Origin of the sequence: Bacillus haynesii (assembly GCF_014042035.1) — a bacterium.
GTDB lineage: Bacteria > Bacillota > Bacilli > Bacillales > Bacillaceae > Bacillus > Bacillus haynesii.
This window is the reverse complement of the sequence record NZ_CP059494.1, coordinates 729,821-748,802: the sequence shown is the minus strand read 5'-3', so window position 1 is coordinate 748,802 and position 18,982 is coordinate 729,821. Positions and strand designations below refer to the sequence as shown.

Annotated in this window: 21 protein-coding genes, 1 other RNA gene and 1 riboswitch; of the genes, 4 read left to right on the top strand and 18 right to left on the bottom strand. The window is 46.1% G+C overall.

Annotation, left to right across the window (positions count from 1 at the left end):
• The first annotated feature begins 53 nt into the window (after positions 1-53).
• Genes H2R00_RS03780 through sspL form a run of 3 tightly spaced genes read left to right on the top strand, consistent with a single transcriptional unit; the run spans position 54 to position 1,332 of the window.
• Positions 54-755, top strand: coding sequence for a queuosine precursor transporter (locus H2R00_RS03780; protein WP_154999419.1), 702 nt, complete (start codon positions 54-56; stop codon positions 753-755).
• The gene (locus tag H2R00_RS03775; protein WP_182070482.1) at positions 745-1,143 is read left to right on the top strand and encodes a reverse transcriptase-like protein; all 399 of its coding nucleotides are present in this window, start codon (positions 745-747) and stop codon (positions 1,141-1,143) included. Before H2R00_RS03780 ends, H2R00_RS03775 begins: the two co-directional genes overlap by 11 nt.
• Positions 1,144-1,185: 42 nt before the next feature.
• Positions 1,186-1,332, top strand: a complete 147-nt coding sequence (gene sspL / locus H2R00_RS03770) for a small, acid-soluble spore protein L (RefSeq protein WP_003182847.1) — start codon at positions 1,186-1,188, stop codon at positions 1,330-1,332.
• Between the two features lie 10 nt (positions 1,333-1,342).
• Here the strand turns inward: sspL and H2R00_RS03765 are convergent, their stop codons facing one another.
• From H2R00_RS03765 to H2R00_RS03705, 13 genes are all read right to left on the bottom strand, one after another.
• Entirely contained in the window at positions 1,343-2,230 is an 888-nt protein-coding gene (locus H2R00_RS03765; RefSeq protein WP_254115378.1) for a 5'-3' exonuclease, read from the bottom strand.
• 84 nt (positions 2,231-2,314) lie between these two features.
• Positions 2,315-2,464, bottom strand: a complete 150-nt coding sequence (locus H2R00_RS03760; RefSeq protein WP_003182852.1) for a protein YpzF — start codon at positions 2,462-2,464, stop codon at positions 2,315-2,317.
• A gap of 78 nt (positions 2,465-2,542) precedes the next feature.
• Entirely contained in the window at positions 2,543-2,812 is a 270-nt protein-coding gene (locus tag H2R00_RS03755; RefSeq protein ID WP_154999422.1) for a YpbS family protein, read from the bottom strand.
• A gap of 73 nt (positions 2,813-2,885) precedes the next feature.
• On the bottom strand, positions 2,886-6,449 hold the full coding sequence (gene dynA, locus H2R00_RS03750; protein WP_182070481.1) for a dynamin GTPase: 3,564 nt from the start codon (positions 6,447-6,449) through the stop codon (positions 2,886-2,888).
• A gap of 145 nt (positions 6,450-6,594) precedes the next feature.
• Positions 6,595-6,690, bottom strand: coding sequence for a Fur-regulated basic protein FbpC (fbpC, locus tag H2R00_RS03745; RefSeq protein WP_003182857.1), 96 nt, complete (start codon positions 6,688-6,690; stop codon positions 6,595-6,597).
• A 63-nt stretch (positions 6,691-6,753) separates the two neighbouring features.
• Complete coding sequence (locus tag H2R00_RS03740; RefSeq protein WP_182070480.1) at positions 6,754-7,257, bottom strand: isoprenylcysteine carboxyl methyltransferase family protein; 504 nt, start codon at positions 7,255-7,257, stop codon at positions 6,754-6,756.
• Positions 7,258-7,264: 7 nt separating this feature from the next.
• Positions 7,265-8,362 (bottom strand): type III polyketide synthase, encoded by a 1,098-nt coding sequence (locus H2R00_RS03735; protein WP_182070479.1) that lies wholly within the window; start codon positions 8,360-8,362, stop codon positions 7,265-7,267.
• A gap of 41 nt (positions 8,363-8,403) precedes the next feature.
• Complete coding sequence (locus H2R00_RS03730) at positions 8,404-8,955, bottom strand: GNAT family N-acetyltransferase (protein WP_154999426.1); 552 nt, start codon at positions 8,953-8,955, stop codon at positions 8,404-8,406.
• Between the two features lie 84 nt (positions 8,956-9,039).
• Entirely contained in the window at positions 9,040-10,356 is a 1,317-nt protein-coding gene (locus H2R00_RS03725) for a nucleobase:cation symporter-2 family protein (protein ID WP_154999427.1), read from the bottom strand.
• Positions 10,353-10,937 carry a xanthine phosphoribosyltransferase gene (xpt, locus tag H2R00_RS03720; RefSeq protein ID WP_182070478.1) on the bottom strand — a complete coding sequence of 195 codons (585 nt, stop codon included), beginning with the start codon at positions 10,935-10,937 and terminating at the stop codon, positions 10,353-10,355. Before xpt ends, H2R00_RS03725 begins: the two co-directional genes overlap by 4 nt.
• A 118-nt stretch (positions 10,938-11,055) precedes the next feature.
• A riboswitch (purine riboswitch) is annotated at positions 11,056-11,155 on the bottom strand.
• 138 nt (positions 11,156-11,293) lie between these two features.
• Positions 11,294-12,796 carry a carboxypeptidase M32 gene (locus tag H2R00_RS03715; RefSeq protein WP_182071018.1) on the bottom strand — a complete coding sequence of 501 codons (1,503 nt, stop codon included), beginning with the start codon at positions 12,794-12,796 and terminating at the stop codon, positions 11,294-11,296.
• Positions 12,797-12,911: 115 nt separating this feature from the next.
• The gene (locus H2R00_RS03710; RefSeq protein WP_182070477.1) at positions 12,912-14,831 is read right to left on the bottom strand and encodes an ATP-dependent DNA helicase; all 1,920 of its coding nucleotides are present in this window, start codon (positions 14,829-14,831) and stop codon (positions 12,912-12,914) included.
• A 108-nt stretch (positions 14,832-14,939) separates the two neighbouring features.
• Entirely contained in the window at positions 14,940-15,116 is a 177-nt protein-coding gene (locus tag H2R00_RS03705) for a hypothetical protein (protein WP_176274717.1), read from the bottom strand.
• Positions 15,117-15,393: 277 nt separating this feature from the next.
• Here H2R00_RS03705 and H2R00_RS03700 point away from each other — a divergent pair, with 277 nt between their 5' ends.
• On the top strand, positions 15,394-15,804 hold the full coding sequence (locus tag H2R00_RS03700; RefSeq protein WP_154999431.1) for a hypothetical protein: 411 nt from the start codon (positions 15,394-15,396) through the stop codon (positions 15,802-15,804).
• A gap of 135 nt (positions 15,805-15,939) precedes the next feature.
• Here the strand turns inward: H2R00_RS03700 and H2R00_RS03695 are convergent, their stop codons facing one another.
• The 5 genes from H2R00_RS03695 to H2R00_RS03675 all read right to left on the bottom strand — a co-directional run bounded on the left by H2R00_RS03695 (position 15,940) and on the right by H2R00_RS03675 (position 18,939).
• On the bottom strand, positions 15,940-17,091 hold the full coding sequence (locus tag H2R00_RS03695; RefSeq protein WP_182071017.1) for a THUMP domain-containing class I SAM-dependent RNA methyltransferase: 1,152 nt from the start codon (positions 17,089-17,091) through the stop codon (positions 15,940-15,942).
• A gap of 95 nt (positions 17,092-17,186) precedes the next feature.
• Positions 17,187-17,573, bottom strand: an RNA gene (rnpB, locus tag H2R00_RS03690) — RNase P RNA component class B.
• A 52-nt stretch (positions 17,574-17,625) separates the two neighbouring features.
• Positions 17,626-17,922 carry a cell division regulator GpsB gene (gpsB, locus tag H2R00_RS03685; protein WP_003182873.1) on the bottom strand — a complete coding sequence of 99 codons (297 nt, stop codon included), beginning with the start codon at positions 17,920-17,922 and terminating at the stop codon, positions 17,626-17,628.
• Positions 17,923-18,002: 80 nt separating this feature from the next.
• Positions 18,003-18,554: an SLOG family protein gene (locus H2R00_RS03680; protein WP_154999432.1), complete on the bottom strand. Its 552-nt coding sequence runs from the start codon at positions 18,552-18,554 to the stop codon at positions 18,003-18,005.
• A gap of 115 nt (positions 18,555-18,669) precedes the next feature.
• Positions 18,670-18,939: a CotD family spore coat protein gene (locus tag H2R00_RS03675; protein ID WP_176274719.1), complete on the bottom strand. Its 270-nt coding sequence runs from the start codon at positions 18,937-18,939 to the stop codon at positions 18,670-18,672.
• Positions 18,940-18,982: the final 43 nt, after the last annotated feature.

Sequence of the window (18,982 nt, the reverse complement as noted above, 5' to 3'; positions counted from 1 at the left end):
TGGCTTGTTATGCTATAATCAAAACAGTTTATTCAGAAAGGAAGTACCCGTTCTTGTTTAACGAATTATTATGGATTAGTTTTGCGATCATTAATTTTATCATTGTTCTCTTCTTTTTTAAACGATTTGGCAAAACCGGTTTATTTGTCTGGATCGGTTTTGCGACAGCCGCCGCCAATATAGAGGTGGTCAAAACGGTCGAGCTGTTCGGTTTGACTGCGACACTCGGCAACATCCTGTACGGAAGCGTATTTTTTGCGACCGACGTCATCAATGAAAGATACGGAAAGGAAGAAGCGAAAAAAGCCGTTTCAATCGGTTTTTTCATTCTGATTACCTTGACGCTCGTCATGCAGGGAGCGCTCCTATTCAAGCCGCATCCTGAAGACATCGCACAGCCTGCGCTGGAGACGATCTTCGGCTTCTTGCCCCGCGTCGCGCTCGGCAGCCTGCTCGCCTATATCATCAGCCAAACGCTTGATGTTTATGTATATTCGGGAATCAGAAGGTTATTTCCTTCCGATCGGGCACTATGGCTTCGCAACAGCGGCAGTACAGCCCTAAGCCAGCTGCTCGATACGTTGATTTTTACAAGCGTCGCGTTTATGGGCGCTTATCCGCTGGATGTATGGATTCAGATTTTTATCACGACATACGTCTTGAAATTCGTTGTCGCTGTTTTCGCAGCACCGTACGCTTATGCCGCTAAAAGAATCACCCCTTTGGATGAAAGGAGCGAAAACAATGCCGGTTGAGGTCTATATCGACGGGGCAAGCGCCGGTGATCCCGGACCGTCCGGACTTGGCATTTTCATCAAAGACGGTCAGAAGACCGAGTCCTTCTCTCTTCCCGCCGGCTCACTGAGCAACCATGAAGCAGAATTCAAGGCGCTGATCGAAGGAATGAAGCTGTGCGCCGAACGGAACTACCGGATCGTTTCGTTTCGGACCGATTCGCAGATCGTCGAGCGCACGGCGGATTCGGAGTTTGTCAAAAATCAAGATTTTAAGCCTTATCTGGATGAAATCATCCGCTTAAAAAAGGATTTTGATTTATTTTTTATCAAGTGGATTCCTTCGAAGTCAAATCAGGCGGCTGACAAGCTTGCGAAAAAAGCGATATTGCTGAACGCCCCCGAGTAAAATCCATTCCCGCTGCACATCATAACGAGTGAGGTGGTTCATGTGGAAAAACAGCATTCAGCAGGAAGAGGCCGCCTGACAGGCGGTGTCACGCCCCAGGGAGATATTGTATTGAACCGGGATAATCGGCATACAGACCCAAAAACTGAGCTTGAAAATCGGGCGAAAAAAAGCAATACAAAACATTAGAGAGATCGGTTTATCCGATCTCTCTTTTTTCGAATTTCATCAGCAGCGGTTCGATTCCCCGTATTTGATGAAGTCTCAGCATCTCCTTCGCCCTGTCATGCATCAAGGTGAAGTCCGCATCGTCCAATGAGCAGGAAAGCGGTACATCGCATTTGATTTCTGCAAGGATTCTGGACAGCTTCAAGTCTTCAAGACATTCGGTTATTTTCGTCTGCTGGCCCTTCGTCAACTGACCGATGTTTTCCAGCAGCCGGTCAACAGTTGAATATTCCTTGATCAGCTTGTAGGCCGTTTTTTCGCCGATGCCTTTTACCCCCGGGTAATTATCGCTTGTATCACCCATCAGCGCTTTGATGTCAATCAAAGCCTTCGGTTCGACACCGGTCTCTTCACTGAATGATTCTTCCGTGTATACTTTATAATTGCCGATTCCTTTTTGAAGCAGAGCAACTTTAACATTGACTGTTAAAAGCTGAAGCAAATCTTTATCACCGGTGACGATCGTGATCTCCGCTTCTTCGCTGAACATCGCTGACAGCGTGCCGATGCAGTCATCGGCTTCATAGCCCGCAAGGCCGATATTTAAAATCCCGAGCTCTTCCGCCGCTTCCTTTGCCATGTCAAATTGCGGAATCAATTCTAGAGGCGGCTCGCTCCGGTTCGCTTTATAGTCCTTAAATAAATCGTTGCGGTACGTTTTGCTTCCCATGTCCCAACAGCAGACGATATGGCTCGGTTCAAACGCAGACACCGCGGTTAACAGGTGTTTTAAAAAGCCGTGAACCCCGTTTGTCGGTACGCCTTTGTCATTCAGCATAAAATTGCGGTGCACCGCAGTCGCAAAAAAAGACCGGAATAATAAAGCCATCCCGTCTATAAGCAGCAGCTTCTTGTTCATTATGGAAACTTCCTTTCATCATACAATGCACTTATTGTACCACAGGAGCAAAAATGATGAAAACAGCGTCTAGCGACGCTGTTTCTATTTTTGGTGCTGTTTTTTGCTTGAAATTAATTTTGCGGCTTCCATTTGCGAATAGGATTCAGTCGCAAATTCAGTGTTAAAGCCGTTCTTCTTTTTAGCGTTGTTGTTCCGCTGTGCATTAGCGTTGCCAAGCTTTGTTCTTCCCATTACACTTCACCTCCAGCGGGCGGGTCAGGTTTATGTTTTGCAAAAAAACATGACACCACACGCGGAAGGATCCACCAGCTAGGCCTGTGGATATTTTCGGCTGACGTATTCGGCGACCATTTCTTTCGAAACGAGCCGTCTTGTGGGAACGATTCCTTTTTTGGCCAATTCGTTCATCTGCACTGTAATGTGGTTGATGAGGTCGGTTGAAAATGCTTCGTTTCGCCGGCACTTATCGACCGCTTCATCGATCGCTTTTTCCCTCTCCTGTTCGAGACGCACGAACTGCTTGATATGCTGGTGCTGTTTTTTCGAATGTGCTGTAATAGCTTCATGAACGTTTGTCATCGTCTAATTCCCTTCTTTTTTATTCAGTCTATCATGCCTGCCAGCCAGATATCCAGACCCATATCAATCTGATTCAACATGAGCGGAGCCATTCGCCTGCCAAGGCATGCGCTTTTTCAATGTTTTCACGCTCTGCGCTTTCCAACGGCTCATGAAAATATGCTTCTTTTTGTTCTTCGAGTTGAGCTTTTGCGGACAGGACAGCCGCTTTCTGTAATTGTCCGGCGCTCGTTTTGCAGCGGTTTAAAAATGTCTGCTTTTCACGTTGAATCCATTTGTCCGTGATAGCCGAAAGCTTTGCAGTAAACGCCTCGACAAGCCGGGCTTTGCCATTTTGCTGAAAAAACGTTTTAGGCGTTTTGAACATTTTCAGTTCATCTGTAAACTCCCCTTCATCCGCTGACGCTTCAGCCGTTTCCCAATTGTCGTTCTCAGGCCGTTCAGCTTGGATATGAACCGAAAAATAAGAATTACCGGCAAGCCGCTCTTTTACGGCATTTGCCCACTGTTCGCCGGCAAATTTTAGCATCATGTTTTCCATTCTGATATCAAGCGCTTTTAGTTCCTGCAAAAATTCGAATTCATACTCTTTTAAGCAGCTTTTCAAAGCCGTTTGCAGATTGGCGCGCCAATCTCCGTTCTGAAGCCCGGGATGTATCGCAGCTTTAAATAAATCGTGTGCATAAAAGGCCAGGCGCTGCCTCATGTGGTAAAATTGCTCTTCCACATCCTTTTCCGTCATTTGAAGGATTGATGATCCCTTCTCTGCTTCTTCAATGGCAGCCAATGCCTCTTGATAAGCTTTGGCGATCCGCTTTTGCTCCGCTTCCGTTTCTTCAGCGGACCGGTGCAGTGAACGGCGGAGCTGAAAGACGGTTTCACACAGTTTTTTGCCTTCATCAAGCAGTTCTTCGACAGCTGTTCTGGCCAAACCGTGTTCGATAAAATCGTCGAGCTCACGCTTTAATCTGCTGAAGTCGTTGTACGGCGAAGCTTTTTGGCTGAGCTCCTGTTTGCTCGATACATGGTACAAGTGCGGATTTTGAATGCCTTCTTTCAAGAGCTCTCCCCTTACATAGTCTTCAACCGTCTGTAATTCGACCGGGCTTTCCGCGAGGTCAGCCGCATTTAAAATAAAAAACATTTTATCCATGCTGAAAGCGTCTTTAATGAGCCCGAGCTTGCGCAAAAACGACCGGTCCGCTTTGGAAAATGCATGCTGGTAGTATGTTAGGTAAAGCAGGGCATCGGCATCTTTCATGTATTGAAACGCAAGCTCTGTATGCCGTTTATTCATGCTGCTGGCGCCCGGTGTGTCGACGATCGTAATTCCTTTCTCCGTGACCGGCGTGCTCAAATAAACGGTGACTTCGCGGACGGCACAGGCCGTTTGTTCTTCAGCGACATACGGATGCAGATCGTCAGCGGAAATCGTCAGGATTTCCTGATCGTTGATATATGAACCATAGCGCTCATAAGCCTTGAGGAAGTTCTTGATCAGCAGCCGTTCATCATCGTGCAGTTCTCTTTTTTTCAAGAGGTTTCCAAGTTTTTCGCCAAAAACGGAGCCTTTTGTCGCAGCCATTTTCCCATCCAAAAGCTGATCCAGTTCCGCTGTGATTTCCCCTTCCGTTTTAAAAGCGACTTCTGCTGTCCCGTCCCTTTTGGTTCCCGACGGTTTGGTTATTTTATTAATCGTTGCCGTTGTCGGCGTCGGAGATGACGGCAGCACTTTCCTCCCGCAAAGCGCATTTGCAAAAGACGATTTGCCGGAACTGAATGCGCCGAAGAGCGCGAGGGTAAACTGCCTTGTATGAAGGCGCTCCGTTTTGTCTAAGAATGCTTTTCGCTGCTTTTCCAAAACCGGGATATCCGCCAAAAACCGGGCAAGTTCGAAAAAGTGCTCAATATAAGCAGAAACGCCCTTTTTCGGATGGAGCGCCTCGTCTTTACGGCTGCTGTTCTCCCCTTGCGCACGGACCGGTTCCGCCCGTCCCGCATCAAGCGGTTTTTCAAGAGGCTTTTTTTCGGCGGCATACCAATTCGCTGGCAGCTCGTTCAAATTGCCGTGTTCCCATTGATCCCAGAGACGGTTTGCTTTTTCATATGACTTCTGCTGCTCGATCAACCGGCTTTCGCGCTCGGCGAGCTTCGCTTGTTCCGCTTCATATTCGGCTTTCATCGCTTCCGCCTGCAGGTCGCTTCTTTCTTTGATGAAGGTTTTGAGCTGGTCGATAAGCGGCTGTGCTTGTCTCTTCGCCTTTCTTCTGATGTTTTCAGCCAGTTCTTTCGTATAGTTCAGCACATATTCCGGTGTAAGCTCAGCCCCTTTTTTCTGGGAACGAAGCAGTTCCTTTTCATCGATCATCGTCCGAAATTGAAGAACTTCCCGAAGCATTTCATCACTCTGGACGTTAAAGCGGTTCATGAATGCCTTGATTGCTTCAATGACATGCCAATCGATTTCGGCTTGAACCCTTTTTTGGACATCGGCAAGAAAAGCTTCTTTTCGTTTTTGTTTTTCTTCAAGCGTTTTGGCCTTACTGAATAGAAATCCTTTTTTAAAGCCCTTTTCGATTGATTCCAAATACGATTTGGCAAGCTCTCTCATCTCAAACGGCGTTATATTTGCGTTTTGGGCAATCGTTTGGATGTCTTTTTTAATGTGTTCCTCCGCCCGTTTTTCCTGTTCTGCCAAATCGGCAAGCTGTGCTTTTAAAGTCTCGACGTTTTCTCTTAAGGAAGCGGTTTCTTCCGACAGAGCCGTATCTTCGTCACTGATCAGCATTTTGATATGTTCGTGAATCAGGCTGCTGATTTTTTGCTCCGTGTATACCTTTAGCTGCTGTTCGGATTGATGCTGCAGCCTTTCCAGCGCAGCGCGAAGCCGGTTGAATTCGTTCAGCGGATGATCGGCTGCAGTGACCGATGTAAAAAAGAGATGATCTTCATTGATCCCTTCTTTCATCAGCATATCGAGCACTTGTTTTTTATAGTCATGGAAGCCTGTTTCTGCTTCGTCGTGGCGGTCAATCTGATTCACGATGAAAAAAATATTGAGTATCTTATCTTTTATTGATCGAAGAAATTTCACATTTTCTTCGGAATGGACATGATTGTAATGCACGACATAAAACAAGGCATCTGCCTGGTGAAGAATCGAAGACGCCGATAGAAAATGGGCATCGTCCGTAGAATCAATTCCGGGCGTGTCGATTAAGACAGCCTGAGGCGCAATTCCAGAAAAAGGCCCCTCGATTTCCACCATTTCAATCTGGCTGCCGTCCCTGCAGTACGCCTGCACTTTTTCTTTATCATAAGAGCCATCCATCTCTGCGTACCTTCCATCGATCGTATGGAGTGTTGTTTTCATTTCTCCCCGGCGGACCAGCACGAGGTTGGCGCTCGTCGGTATCGGACTTGTCGGCAGGACGTCTTCCTGAAGCAGCGCGTTCAGGAGCGATGATTTTCCTGCTGAATAATGTCCGGTTAACGCGATGTACACTTCTTTTCTCAGCCACTTTCGGATGATTCCCGCAAGCTGCGCCGACCGCTTGTCATCCCCGTTTTTCCTGAGCTCCCCGAAAACCGCTCCGGCTCTTTTCATCAGATCGTCTTTCGTGTTTATTTGTGCCATGTTTCCTACCCCTTTTATGCTTTGTTGTTTGCCATCTTAGCCCTTTCTCCCATTTTACACAACCTTGCTGTATTTTTCTTCACAATCTGAAAGAAAAAAACGAGAAAAAGCTGCCGGTTTCGGCAGCTTCAGCACGTGTATCTATTTATTTTTGCGGATTCGCTCCAGCGATTCCTTTTAAAACATATCCGATCAATAAACTGTATGTACTGACGGCCGCCAGTAAAAAAAACATCGTCATACGCGACTCACCATCCTATAATGAGAATGTTTATCATCATTATAAATGAAATGATAATCATTTTCAATGGTGTAATTTTTCTAATGCCTGTTCTTCTGTACGAATGCGGATGTACATGACAGCAGCGTTGAGCACCGTAAATAAAAGTGCGGTGGCATATGCCTGGAAAAGCAAGGGCAAAAGCAGAAATTCAAGAGCCACCGCCACATAATTCGGATGTTTGAACCATTGATAGGGCCCCTTTCGGACAAGGTTGGTTCCAGGAATGACAATGATTTTCGTGTTCCAGCATCTCCCCAGTGAAAAGAGCGCCCAATACCGGAGGGCCTGAGTGAAGATGAGGCCTGTTACTACGACAAACGCCATCGGAAGGGGTCCGCGTTGGAAAGCGATCGTTTCCCAAATCAAAGATACGAAAAATAAAACATGCAGCGCGACGATGTAAGGGTAATGGCGTTTCCCGTATTCGACCGCTCCCTCTTTCAAAGCGTTTTTTTCATTGAACTTTGCGGCTGCCAGCTCAAGCAGGCGCTGGGCAGCAAAAATGCTTAAGATCGTCCAAAACATGTGTCAGTCACTCTCTTTTTGTCCATCTCAAGAGCAGCAGCTCCGATGAAAAGCCCGGACCGAGTGCCCCTAAGAGACCGTATTTTTCCGGCACGGGACTGCGATGCAAGCAATATTCTTTTAAAACATACATCACAGTGGCCGATGACATATTGCCGTGCCTGGCTAAAATTTTTCGTGAACAGTCGATGTGCGCTTCAGAAAAGCCGAGGCTTTCCATATAAGCGTCGAGAACTTTTTTTCCGCCCGGGTGGGCCAGAAATACTTGGATGTTCTCCAAAGCGATCTGTTCCTTATGGAGGAATGCTTCGACATCGTTCTTTAAATGTGTTTTGATCAATGTCGGAATGTCTCTGGAGAAGACGACTCGAAAACCGTTGTCATTGATTTCCCAGCCCATGACATCTTCAGAATCTTCCAAGATGGCAGATTGTGAGCTCAATACTTCCGGAAGAACCTCCAATCTGGCTGATGAAATATCCGCTTCCTTGCCGCACATTAAGAGTGCGGCGATTCCATCGCCAAATAAAGATGTGCCGATAAGGTTGCTTTTCGATTGATCATCCTTTTGAAATGTTAAACTGCACAGTTCCGCCGCGATCACAAGGACATGGGCTTCCGGAAAAGCTTTGCAGTATTCGAATGCCCGCGCTATACCTGAAGCCCCTCCTGCACAGCCGAGCCCCCAAATCGGAATCCGCTTCGTCCGTTTTGAAAAAGGCAGAATGTTCATGAGCCTCGCATCAATGCTGGGAGTCGAAATACCTGTAGAAGAAATAAAAAAAATCGCTTCAATTTTTTCGAGAGGGATTTCTTTTTTCAAAAACCGTTCGTCTGACAGGCAATTCGAAACGGCTTCAGCACTGTGTCTGACAGCCATATCAATGTACGCATGATTTTTTTCCTTGAAGCCCTTGGCTTCTTTATACCAATCCAAAGGCATGACAAATTGTCTTGAAGCGATTTCTCCATTTTGAAAAGCTGCCAGCAGACGGTCAATGTCTTTAAATGAATCTTTGAACATCTCCTTCGCAAAAACGGCTGCTTCCTTCTGATCGACATGGCAGCGGGGAATGCTTGTCCCCGCCGAAATGACATAGGCCATAACACCACCTCTATTTACAGCGTCTCCCGAATCGCGCGGCCTTATGTGGACCTCTCGAAAAAATAGGCCATCAGCACTTCATCTTCATATTTCCCGTCCGTCAAAACCTGTTCCTTTTGAACCCCTTCAATGATAAAGCCGCTTTTCTCATAGAGCGACAGCGCTGCTTTATTTGCGGAAAATACGGTCAGACAAAGCTTATGCAGACGATGCAGCCTGCACCAGTTCAGAGTGTAGGACATGATTTCCCTGCCGATCCCAAGCCCCTGCGCCTTGCTGTGGAGCCAAGTTCTGAACAGCCCCGTGTGCCGCTTCATTTTGAGTTCGCCGCGAATGACCCGGGCAATTCCGTACACCTTACCATCGATTTCAATCGCCGCATACATGTTGTCTTTTTCCATCATATCGCTGATGAATTGACGCTCTTCCTCAAGTGTGCGCGGCTGTTCTTTTTGGATGTAAACACCCGTTTGAATCACATCTTTCACCGCTTCAATGATTTCAGGCGCATCCTCCATTTTGACGGGACGGATGACAGCTTCACCGCCGTCTTTCGTACTGATGCGTTCGACAAGCTCATTCACAGTTTCCATTGATTACGCCTCCTCTTCATACCGGTAGTATGGCTTATCCGCAATGAGAAAACACAACAAAAAAACCTCACAATCTGTGAGGTTTTAAACGGCGGATTTTTCAGTTGGAACTGCTTCAGGCTGTTCAGCATGACGCGAAAACGGATGGATGTGAAAGATCGCATTTAAGAGAATGGCGGTAAAGCTTCCCGCGACAATTCCGTTCTCTGTCAAAAGTTTGACGGCGTCAGGAAGGTTTTGAAACATTTGTGGTACAACCGTCACGCCGAGGCCGATTCCGATTGAACATGCTACGATCAATAAGTTCTCCTGCTTTCCGAAATCAACCCTGCTCAGCATTTTGATCCCGTAGGCGATCACCATGCCGAACATCGCTACCATAGCGCCGCCGAGAACAGGTTTAGGAATGATCGTCGTTAAAGCAGCGGCTTTCGGAAACAGCCCTAACAGAATAAGAAAAGCTCCAGCAAGCGCGATCACGCTGTTTTTCTTAACCCCTGTCAGCTGAACGAGACCGACGTTTTGCGAATAGGCCGTATAAGGGAAGGCATTGAAAACCCCGCCCAGCAGCACGGCAATCCCTTCGGCGCGATATCCTTTTGCTAAATCTTTTTCTGTCAGCCGGCGATCCGTCAAATCACCCAATGCAAAGTAGACGCCTGTAGACTCGACAAGGCTGACGATCAGCACGAGGGACATCGTCAAGATCGGTGTGACCTCAAAAACAGGGGCACCGAAGTAAAACGGATGGATCATCTGCACCCAGCCCGCGTTTGCCACTTCTGTAAAATCAACTTTTCCCATCAGTGCGGCGCCGGCTGTTCCTGCGATCAGGCCGATTAAAATGGAAATCGATTTGATAAATCCTGTTGTAAAACGATATAAAAGAACGATGACCAGTAAAACGGAAAAAGCTAAAGCAAGATTGGACAGCTCGCCGAAATCGCTGCTGCCTTCACCGCCGGCCATGTTGTTCATCGCAACCGGAATCAAGGTGATACCGATCACCGTGACGACCGATCCTGTGACAACGGGAGGGAAAAACTTAACAAGCTTTCCGAAGAAAAAAGAAACGATGACGACAATCACACCGCCTGCTATGATGCTTCCGTAGATCGCTGGAATACCGTATTTCGCGGCGATCGAAATCATCGGGGACACGGCTGTGAACGTACATCCCAATACAACGGGCAAGCCGATTCCGAAAAAGCGGTTTTTCCAAACTTGCAGCAGCGTCGCCACACCGCACATTAAAATGTCGGCAGACACAAGGTATGTCAGCTGAGCCGGCGTCAGACCGAGAGCGCCGCCGACGATCAGCGGTACGACAACGGCTCCTGCATACATGGCCAGGACGTGCTGAATGCTTAATGAAACGGTTTTACCGGCCGTAAGTTTCATGACCCAACCTCCTGTAAAAAGGTAACTTTTCCGTCGGCAAGAGATGCAATACGCGCAAGGGATTCGACTCTGATTCCAAGATTGTTAAGCTCCTCCCTGCCCGTCTGGAATGATTTTTCGATGACAATCCCGATTCCGCACACCTTTGCGCCGGCCTGTTCAATGATGGAAACGAGTCCTTTCGCTGCTTGTCCGTTTGCCAAAAAGTCGTCGATGATCAGAACTTTGTCATCCTTTGAAAGGTGGCTGGCTGATACGGCAATCGTACTTTCCGTTTTCTTTGTAAATGAATAGACAGAAGCCGTCAACAGATTTTCCGTTAAGGTAAGCGATTGACGCTTTCTTGCAAATACTACCGGCACGCCCAGCTTCAAGCCTGCCATCACGGCAGGTGCGATGCCCGAGGATTCAATCGTCACAATCTTCGTGACGCCTTCCTCCCGGAAAAGCGTGGCAAACTCTTCACCGACAGCAAGCATTAATTCCGGATCGATTTGATGATTTAAAAATGAATCAACTTTCAGCACTTCATCAGACAACACCGTGCCCTGCTCTGCAATTTTTCGTTTTAGCTTTTCCATTAAACCCCTCCGTTCATCAATTGCCCTTCATTAAAAAAAGCATTGTCCGCTCGGATATTGAATGCGAGCGGGCAATGCTTAAAAAGACGAATTCCGTCTGTTTCACTAAAAGACGTTCGTTTTCTTATCGCCCACTCATAGTCGGACATTTACGGTGTCCGGTAGAAACTTGCGTGCCATATCCACGCGATTATATGAGTGATATAATGTATCAAATTATATCAACTTTCGGCACGAATGAAAAGGGTTAAAACAAAAAAAGACGAACCTGCACACATTTTTTCAGTTTAAACGTTCGTATTTAACAGAAAATTCTGACCCAAAAACCCCTCCCAGGCACACGGGAGGGGGTTCTTTTATAAATAGAGTGTTGTATATTTTTCTTCCAGGTAGCGGATTAAATGACGGACGTTTAATTCTTCGCCTGTTGCAGATTTGATGATTTCCAGCGGTTTTTTTCTTTTGCCGTGGACGTGAACATGCTCTGTCAGCCACTTTCTAATCGGTTGAAAATCTCCGTTTTCAATCAGGCGGTCAAACTCCGGAAGGTCTTTCAGCATGCTTGATTTCAGTTGAGCTGCATACATATATCCGAGCGCATATGAAGGGAAATAACCGAAATCGCCGCCGGACCAATGGACATCCTGCAGAATCCCTTTAGCATCGTCAGGAGGCGTAATGCCCAGATATGCTTCATATTTGTCATTCCATAGTTTCGGAAGGTCTCCGACCGATACTTCGCCGCTGAAAATCGCTTTTTCAATTTCGTAGCGAATCATAATATGCAGCGGATATGTCAGCTCATCAGCCTCAATCCGAATCAGCGACGGCTTTGATTCATTAACGGCCCTGTAGAACCCTTCGGCAGTAACGCCTGCAAACTGGTCAGGACTTGCTTCTTTTATTTTCTCAAAATACCGCGTCCAAAAGCCTTGATGCCTGCCGATAAAATTCTCATAGAAAAGGGATTGGGATTCATGAATGCCCATTGATGCGCCGTCTGCTAAATTGGTTCCACCCAGCGCTTCATCAATGTTCTGTTCATAAATGGCATGGCCGCATTCATGAATCGTTCCGAAAACAGCCGAGCGAAAATCGTCTTCATTGTATGCTGTGGTCACCCGAGCATCTCCTTGGCTGATCGTCACCTGGAAAGGATGAACCGTCTCATCCAGGCGCCCCGCCTCAAAATCATAGCCCAGTTCTTTTAAGAAGAAGTGGCATACATCGCGCTGCCGCTCTTTCGGGAAACGTTCATGCACAAAGCCCGTATCAGGCTTTTGATCACTGGCGGCAATCTTTTGCACAAGCGGAACGATCGCCTCCCGCAATTCAGAAAAAAGGCCGTCGAGCTTTTCGACTGTAACGCCTGGTTCGTATTGATCCAGAAGCGTATTATAAGGATGGCCTTCATATCCCCAGTATGAGATAAACCGTTTTTTAAAGTCGATGATTTTTTCTAAATACGGAGCAAAGAGAGAAAAATCGGACGCCTTTTTTGCTTTTTCCCAGGCGGATTCCGCTCTGGATGTCAGCGTCGTATATTCTTTGAACTCCTCTTCCGGAATCTTGCTGTTTAAATCGTACTCTTTTTTCGCTTCCTCAACCGCTTTCCGTGTATCGGAAGGCAGATCTTGTTTTTGCTCGGTGAGGGCATCCAATAGTTCTTTCATCCGCGGGGACGTTCTCATCTGAAAGACGTCTGCCGACAATTGGCCGATGGCTTCAGCGCGGCTTTCTTCCCCTTTTATCGGCGCGCCCGTCCTCATATCCCAGTACATGACGTTAATCGCCTGCTCATACCGGCTGATTTTCTTTAATGTTTCTAAAAACTCTTTTTCATATGTATTGATCGACATCATTCATCCTCCTCTTCCCGTATATGATGCGAATTGTAATCAGACTAATGGAAATATTTACGAAAGTCAACTTTTATGCGACCAAAAAAAAGAAAAGCGGGATGTCCGCTTTTCTTTATACATAGACTGGCTGAACAGGAAGCACAGATTCGACTTCTTTTATCACATTCCATTCTTTTTCATCGCCCGCAAAAATGCTGATCGTGCCGGAGTCGCTGTTTGATCTGATCAGACGTCCGATGCCTTGGCGCAACCTTAGCAGCATGTAAGGAAGGTCAACTTCGCGAAAGGCGTTTTCCATGCCGCCCCGCTTCGCTTCAAACACAGGATCATGCGGCGGAAAAGGAAGCGACCAGATGATGACATTTTGAAGCGGGTCTCCGGGAATATCGAGCCCTTCCCATAGATGTACAGAGCACAATACGGATTCTTCTACCGTTTGAAACTTTTCCACGATTGTACTGATTTCTTCATCCCCTTCAAAGTAAACGGGAAACGAAAATGATTCCTGTACAATCCGGCGCTTGAAGGACAGAAGCTCCTCAAAAGACGGAAACAGGATCAGCGTCTTCCCGCCCGATTCTTTGATCGCACGGATTGCCACTTTTTCTTTCGCTTCTCTTTCCTCGTTTCGATGGATGTACACTTTCATCTGCTCTTCATAATCGTACGGCGAATCAACGGTAAATGATAAGTAGTCGCGGATCCCTAGGCTTGTCGCCAAATAATCGAACGATCCGTTTTCCGATAATGTCGCCGATGAGAAAATAAACGGAATCTGCTTGGAGAACACCTTTTCTCCGAGAACTTCGGAAACGGTTCTCGGCATGACGACGAATGTAGACTCAAGCTCTTTTTGCTCAAGCCAGCTGATCGCATTTTTCCTGTAGAGGGAAAGGGAGTAAGCCATCTGTTCGAGATACTCTTCGACAACAGTTAAAGCGTACTGATCGATCGTGTACAGCTCGCCTTCAAAAACGAGCGCCTCCCCGATTTTTTCAAGCAAATCATACAGCTCGGCGGCTGCTTTTTTTAGATTGGTATGATCTTTGATGCGCATGCGCTCAGAGCCTTCTGCTTTTTCGGCGTTTTCCGAAAGCAAACCGAAAAATTCGTCGTTGGCGCGAAGCGCTTCTTCGACTAGCTCTGCAAATTCTTCTCTGATGTCATTGCCGAGCAGGCGCTCGAGAAACATTTCGAGCGTCGATTGCTTCACCCTGTACGTCAGCGCTTTTTGCGCGGCAAACTCGAGCAAATGTCCTTCATCGAAAACCACTGCGCTGTGATCCGGCAAAAGCGGAAGCTGACCTTCCCGTTTTCTCGCCTCTTCTGTCCAAACATGCTCCATATAGAAATCATGGGAACAGATGATGAAATCGGTTGATTTTCGATAATGGTCTCTTGACAGTGTGAGCCCGCAGCGATGCCTCATATCACATGTGAGGCAGTCTTGAAAAGAATCGTAACCGATTTCAGACCATTCATCATTTGATAAAGACGAATACTCTTTTCTATCTCCGTACGGATAAAAAGTCTGCATGCCCTGCGATTCATGAACGAAAGACGGCAGACTTTCGTAAAGGTCAAGCCATTTCTCATCATCAGAGCGCTGCATCGTTTTCTCCAGTTTTTTCAAACATAAATATTGATCATGCGACTTGCTGAGCCTTGCGTCAATCGTCAAGCCTAAATGCTCGGAAATTTTGTAAATATCGCCTTCTTTTTTGACGAGCTGTTCGATCAGCGTCTCATCCGCACAAGCGATGACCGCCGGCTTGCCCGTATACCTGGCATAGCTCAAGGCAAACAGAAGATAGACGAGCGTTTTTCCGGTTCCGACTCCGGCTTCAGCAAACATGACCTTCTTTTCCTTAAATGCACGTTCTAATTGAAAAGCCATGAATATTTGCTCATCGCGCAAATCAAAGCCTTTTTCAGGAAGAATATCGTAAAATACATCACCGATCCAATTGTTCAGTTCTTCATAAAAGTTTTTTGTTTTTGTTAATGAAAAAGGCAGACGAGATGCTGTCACCCTGCTCCAACCCCCAACTATCGAGTTTTCAGAACTTCTATCCTATCACTATGATTCGGGAAATTCAACAAGAAAGATTTGAAAAAAGGAGCAGGAAGCCTCTCTCAACTATTTCCGGTAAATCGAATGCGTCAAAAACGGATGATCTGTCGATTCCATATGGCTGATCGCGTTTTTCAATTCTTCCTTTGCATATGTAAGGCGCTCTCCGCCAATGTCCTCGAGCTGGTTTTCTGACGTCTCCAGCGCTTTTTGAATCATTTGAATGTGATCGCTGTTCAACATGAAATCACCCCTTTTCAAATCGAATAATCCCGAGTATATGCAGGATGAATCGTTTTTATACAGGCTGATTTTATGTTTTTTCTTTCTTTACTCTTGGGGCGGACCGTTTTCGCAGCGGTCAAACACCCTTTTTTCATTCATATAAAAGCTTAACATCAGATAACAAGGACTGTGTTAGACAATGTGCTCTTTATCCATCATAAAAACCCAGTCTATTCTGTTTTTCTATCATATCCTGTAGGGACTTAAAAATTTATAGACTAAAGGTGGAGAGTTTATGTACTATTATGAACCGGCAAAGAAAGATTATTGGGATTATGATTATGATCCTTACAAGAAGGATCACGATTATTGCAAAAAGGACTTCTACTATCATGAGCCTTGCAAGAAGGATTATTATTATCATGAGCCTTGCAAAAAAGACTTCTATTACCATGAACCTTGCAAGAAGGATTACGATTATTGCAAAAAGGATTATTACTACCATGAGGATTACAAAAAAGACTACGATTACCACAAGCCTTGCAAGAAGGATTACGATTACTGTAAAAAGGACTTCTACTACCATGAGCCTTGTAAAAAAGATTATGATTACCACAAGCCTTGCAAAAAAGACTGCTACTATGAGCCGCGCAAAAAATGCTATGATTCGTCTTATAAAAAGAAAAATGATTCATGGATTTATTAGTGAGTCGATGTTTTGCCATGCGCTTTTAAGGGGCTAAGATAACCTCGAGGGGCGCGAATTTATAAACGCCGTTCGGCGGCTTTCCAGCTATGGAAAGAAAAAAAGGCTGCCGTTTTACATGGCAGCCTTTAAACTTTACTTCTCTTTATTCGGTTTTGGCGGCCTTTTCCCCCAATACTGGTAATAGTCCGTCTTAATAAAACCGTTAAAAAGTTTCCGTTTTTTTGTTGCTTTTTTCCCGTAGCAATCTTCAAAACGCTCGTTAGATGTCAGCATATAAACAGACCACGTATCAAGTTCGGCAAATGCTTTGCCCATATCTTTATACATGGCTTCGACTGCTTTCTTTTCACCGAGGCGTTCCCCGTACGGCGGATTTCCGACGATCACGCCGTATTCCTCTTTCGTCCGAAAATCCTTTACCTGCATTTGCTTAAATTCGATGAAATCGGCGAGTCCCGCTTCCTCGGCATTTGCCTTGGCGATCTCGATCATCCGATGATCGAGGTCATACCCCGAAATTAAAAGCGGCTGATCATAATTCGCTTTGTCTTCGACTTCCAGCCTCGCTTGATCCCACACTTCTTTGCCGATCCATTCCCATCTTTCAGATGCAAAATCCCTGTTGAAACCCGGCGCGATATTTTGGCCGATCAAAGCGGCTTCAATCGGTATCGTACCCGAACCGCAAAACGGATCGACAAAAGGCCTGTCAGGCGTCCAATTTGTCAATAGAATCAAAGCTGCAGCAAGGGTTTCTTTCAGCGGCGCTTCCCCTTGGCCGGTTCGGTATCCCCGTTTATGGAGCCCGGCTCCGGATGAATCAAGCGTTATGACCGCTTTGTCTTTTAAAAGAGAGACCTCAATTTTGTATTCCGGGCCTGTTTCCTCAAGCCACTCGCCTTGTGTTCGATACTCTGATTTCAACTTTTCGGCGATCGCTTTTTTGACGATGCGCTGGCAGTCCGGCACGCTTGCTAGCACTGATTTAACAGACTTTCCCGTCACAGGGAATGACGCGTGTTCAGGAAGATAGGCGCTCCAGTCGATCGCTTTTGTCTTCTCGAATAATTCGTCAAAAGTCTTGGCTGTAAATTCGGCAACCTGAACTTTCACCCTGTCAGCTGTTCTCAGCCACAGATTGGCTCTGCAGATGGCGAGGGCATCGCCTTCAAACACGACTTTGCCGTTGTCAACTGTACAATCATATCCAAGGTCGCGTACCTCTTTGGCGACGATCGCTTCAATTCCCATCGGCGCTGTTGCGATTAGTGTATAGGTTTTCATCATATCACCTGTTTTTATGTATGTTTTTTACATGATAAAAGCTCTCCTACCTGCGGAGAGCTTATACATTGTCATCATCATAATAGTGTGTAACGTTCTGTAAGCCATGTTTTGTTCCGTCGTACTGCCGTCGGCTGCGAAGCCTCGTACTCGGGTGGTAATCATCTATCTACAGAGTCAACTCTGTCCTTCCTTCCGTTCATTTCCGTCCAGAAGGTTCCCCTACCAAAATTTGGGTTTCTCGCTCGAGGGGTTTACCGCGTTCCACTCTCACCATTTCTAGTGAGACTTCGTCACTGTGGCACTTTCAAGGATACTCAGCCATATCCATAAAGGACGTAGGCTTTTTTCCTGCCGTCAGCCTTCTGCAAGGCTGCCCTAGCTTATGACTTCGCTAGGCACGAACACTACGGGCATCTCAGCACCGTGCGAGCATGGACTTTCCTCTACAGATGTAAAATCTGCAGCGATTACCCGAACGTTAAGACATCCACTATTATAGCTTAGTTTGTTCTAAAGGGCAAGCGGTTTTCATCAATCGTATAATTTGCTTCCAAACACATGTTTTTCCAAATTGGAAAGTCGTTTTAGAATATCAAAATTGGTCGTATTTGATTGAGCCGGCTGTCTCTTGTTGGCTTCTTCAAGCTGTTTTTTCAACTGCAGGTTTTCCTGCTGCAATTCTTCGATCTCCTGATGGAAGGCTTCATAGTCTTTAATGACCATGTCCAAGAATTTGTCAACGTCTTCCTGCTTGTAGCCTCTGACTCCTGTTTTGAATTCTTTTTCCAAAATTTCTTTAGCAGAAAGCTTCACTTTATCAGCAAGCATCTTTTTCACCTCATATCGTGAATCATCATCTTATATTTTTTCAGAAAACGTGTGCAATGTCAAATTTTCTCTTGCACTTTTTACTCTTCGTAAAAGCTGCATTCTTCAACGGTGACTCTCAGGTCATCCATCGTAATCGTGTAGATCGGAAAATCGCGCTTTTCCTGAGCCTTTTTTGCTTCATTCAGCATATACACAGGCGAGCCTTCGATTTCTTCGTCGTACAGAATCAATAAGCCATCCGCCTTTTCGATGAAGAACCGGTTTTTTTGTTTAAATTGCACCGGGCTTTCGTACGGCCTGTGTGTCAAGCTTTCAGTGAAATCGCTGGCTGCGAGCACAGCTTCATACTGCTCTTGGTTTTTCTCATTCCACTTCTTTTCCTGTTCCAAAAACGGAGTGATAACCGCCACTTTCAAGTCGGGATATTCTTCCTGCAGCGAAAACGCGACTTCAGCCGCCCATAGTTCAGTGCCAAGCTGGCCTGAGATAAGGATCCATTCCAGGCCTTCCTCAAGGAGGGCGATCATCCGGTTTTCAAGCGCTTTTTTTATGTAGAACAGAGCCTTGTCATCCTGTTTGAAAATCCCGAGTTCAAACGGCTTGTACCCTGTAACGGCCAATACTTTCATTATGATCACCTGCTAAAAAATGGGGCCGTATTCCGCCCCATTTTTTTAAAGATATTCTGTTGCTCACGTTCAATCCGGCGCTCGTTCATCCTGACAAAACTTCCGAAAACCCTTTTTAGTAAGGTCCCATGCCCATTCCAGGTCCTGGCATCCCTCCAGGCCCAGGCATCATTCCTGCTCCAGGGCTCACGAAGTGCTGGTGTGATGCCTGGTTGACAGCTGATTGAGTTTGCGGGTAGTAATGAACATGCTGAAAATGCTGATGGTTGACATTTGTTGTGTGCTGCGGGTGAATGTGCGGTACGACGGTTTTGCTTTGCGTATGATTGTAGCAGCATTGAGTAGGATGAACAATCGGCGCCATTACATGCGGTTTACAGTGCATGAAAATTCCCCTTTCTTTAAGCTTCTATATACACTATTAAACT

Bases quoted from the DNA above. Each gene is read 5' to 3' on its own strand.
- H2R00_RS03775 (WP_182070482.1), top strand. From the start codon at position 745: ATGCCGGTTGAGGTCTATATCGACGGGGCAAGCGCCGGTGATCCCGGA.
- H2R00_RS03765 (WP_254115378.1), bottom strand. From the start codon at position 2,230: ATGAACAAGAAGCTGCTGCTTATAGACGGGATGGCTTTATTATTCCGG.
- H2R00_RS03760 (WP_003182852.1), bottom strand. From the start codon at position 2,464: ATGGGAAGAACAAAGCTTGGCAACGCTAATGCACAGCGGAACAACAAC.
- H2R00_RS03755 (WP_154999422.1), bottom strand. From the start codon at position 2,812: ATGACAAACGTTCATGAAGCTATTACAGCACATTCGAAAAAACAGCAC.
- dynA (WP_182070481.1), bottom strand. From the start codon at position 6,449: ATGGCACAAATAAACACGAAAGACGATCTGATGAAAAGAGCCGGAGCG.
- fbpC (WP_003182857.1), bottom strand. From the start codon at position 6,690: ATGACGATGTTTTTTTTACTGGCGGCCGTCAGTACATACAGTTTATTG.
- H2R00_RS03740 (WP_182070480.1), bottom strand. From the start codon at position 7,257: ATGTTTTGGACGATCTTAAGCATTTTTGCTGCCCAGCGCCTGCTTGAG.
- H2R00_RS03735 (WP_182070479.1), bottom strand. From the start codon at position 8,362: ATGGCCTATGTCATTTCGGCGGGGACAAGCATTCCCCGCTGCCATGTC.
- H2R00_RS03730 (WP_154999426.1), bottom strand. From the start codon at position 8,955: ATGGAAACTGTGAATGAGCTTGTCGAACGCATCAGTACGAAAGACGGC.
- H2R00_RS03725 (WP_154999427.1), bottom strand. From the start codon at position 10,356: ATGAAACTTACGGCCGGTAAAACCGTTTCATTAAGCATTCAGCACGTC.
- xpt (WP_182070478.1), bottom strand. From the start codon at position 10,937: ATGGAAAAGCTAAAACGAAAAATTGCAGAGCAGGGCACGGTGTTGTCT.
- H2R00_RS03715 (WP_182071018.1), bottom strand. From the start codon at position 12,796: ATGTCGATCAATACATATGAAAAAGAGTTTTTAGAAACATTAAAGAAA.
- H2R00_RS03705 (WP_176274717.1), bottom strand. From the start codon at position 15,116: ATGTTGAACAGCGATCACATTCAAATGATTCAAAAAGCGCTGGAGACG.
- H2R00_RS03700 (WP_154999431.1), top strand. From the start codon at position 15,394: ATGTACTATTATGAACCGGCAAAGAAAGATTATTGGGATTATGATTAT.
- H2R00_RS03695 (WP_182071017.1), bottom strand. From the start codon at position 17,091: ATGAAAACCTATACACTAATCGCAACAGCGCCGATGGGAATTGAAGCG.
- gpsB (WP_003182873.1), bottom strand. From the start codon at position 17,922: ATGCTTGCTGATAAAGTGAAGCTTTCTGCTAAAGAAATTTTGGAAAAA.
- H2R00_RS03680 (WP_154999432.1), bottom strand. From the start codon at position 18,554: ATGAAAGTATTGGCCGTTACAGGGTACAAGCCGTTTGAACTCGGGATT.
- H2R00_RS03675 (WP_176274719.1), bottom strand. From the start codon at position 18,939: ATGCACTGTAAACCGCATGTAATGGCGCCGATTGTTCATCCTACTCAA.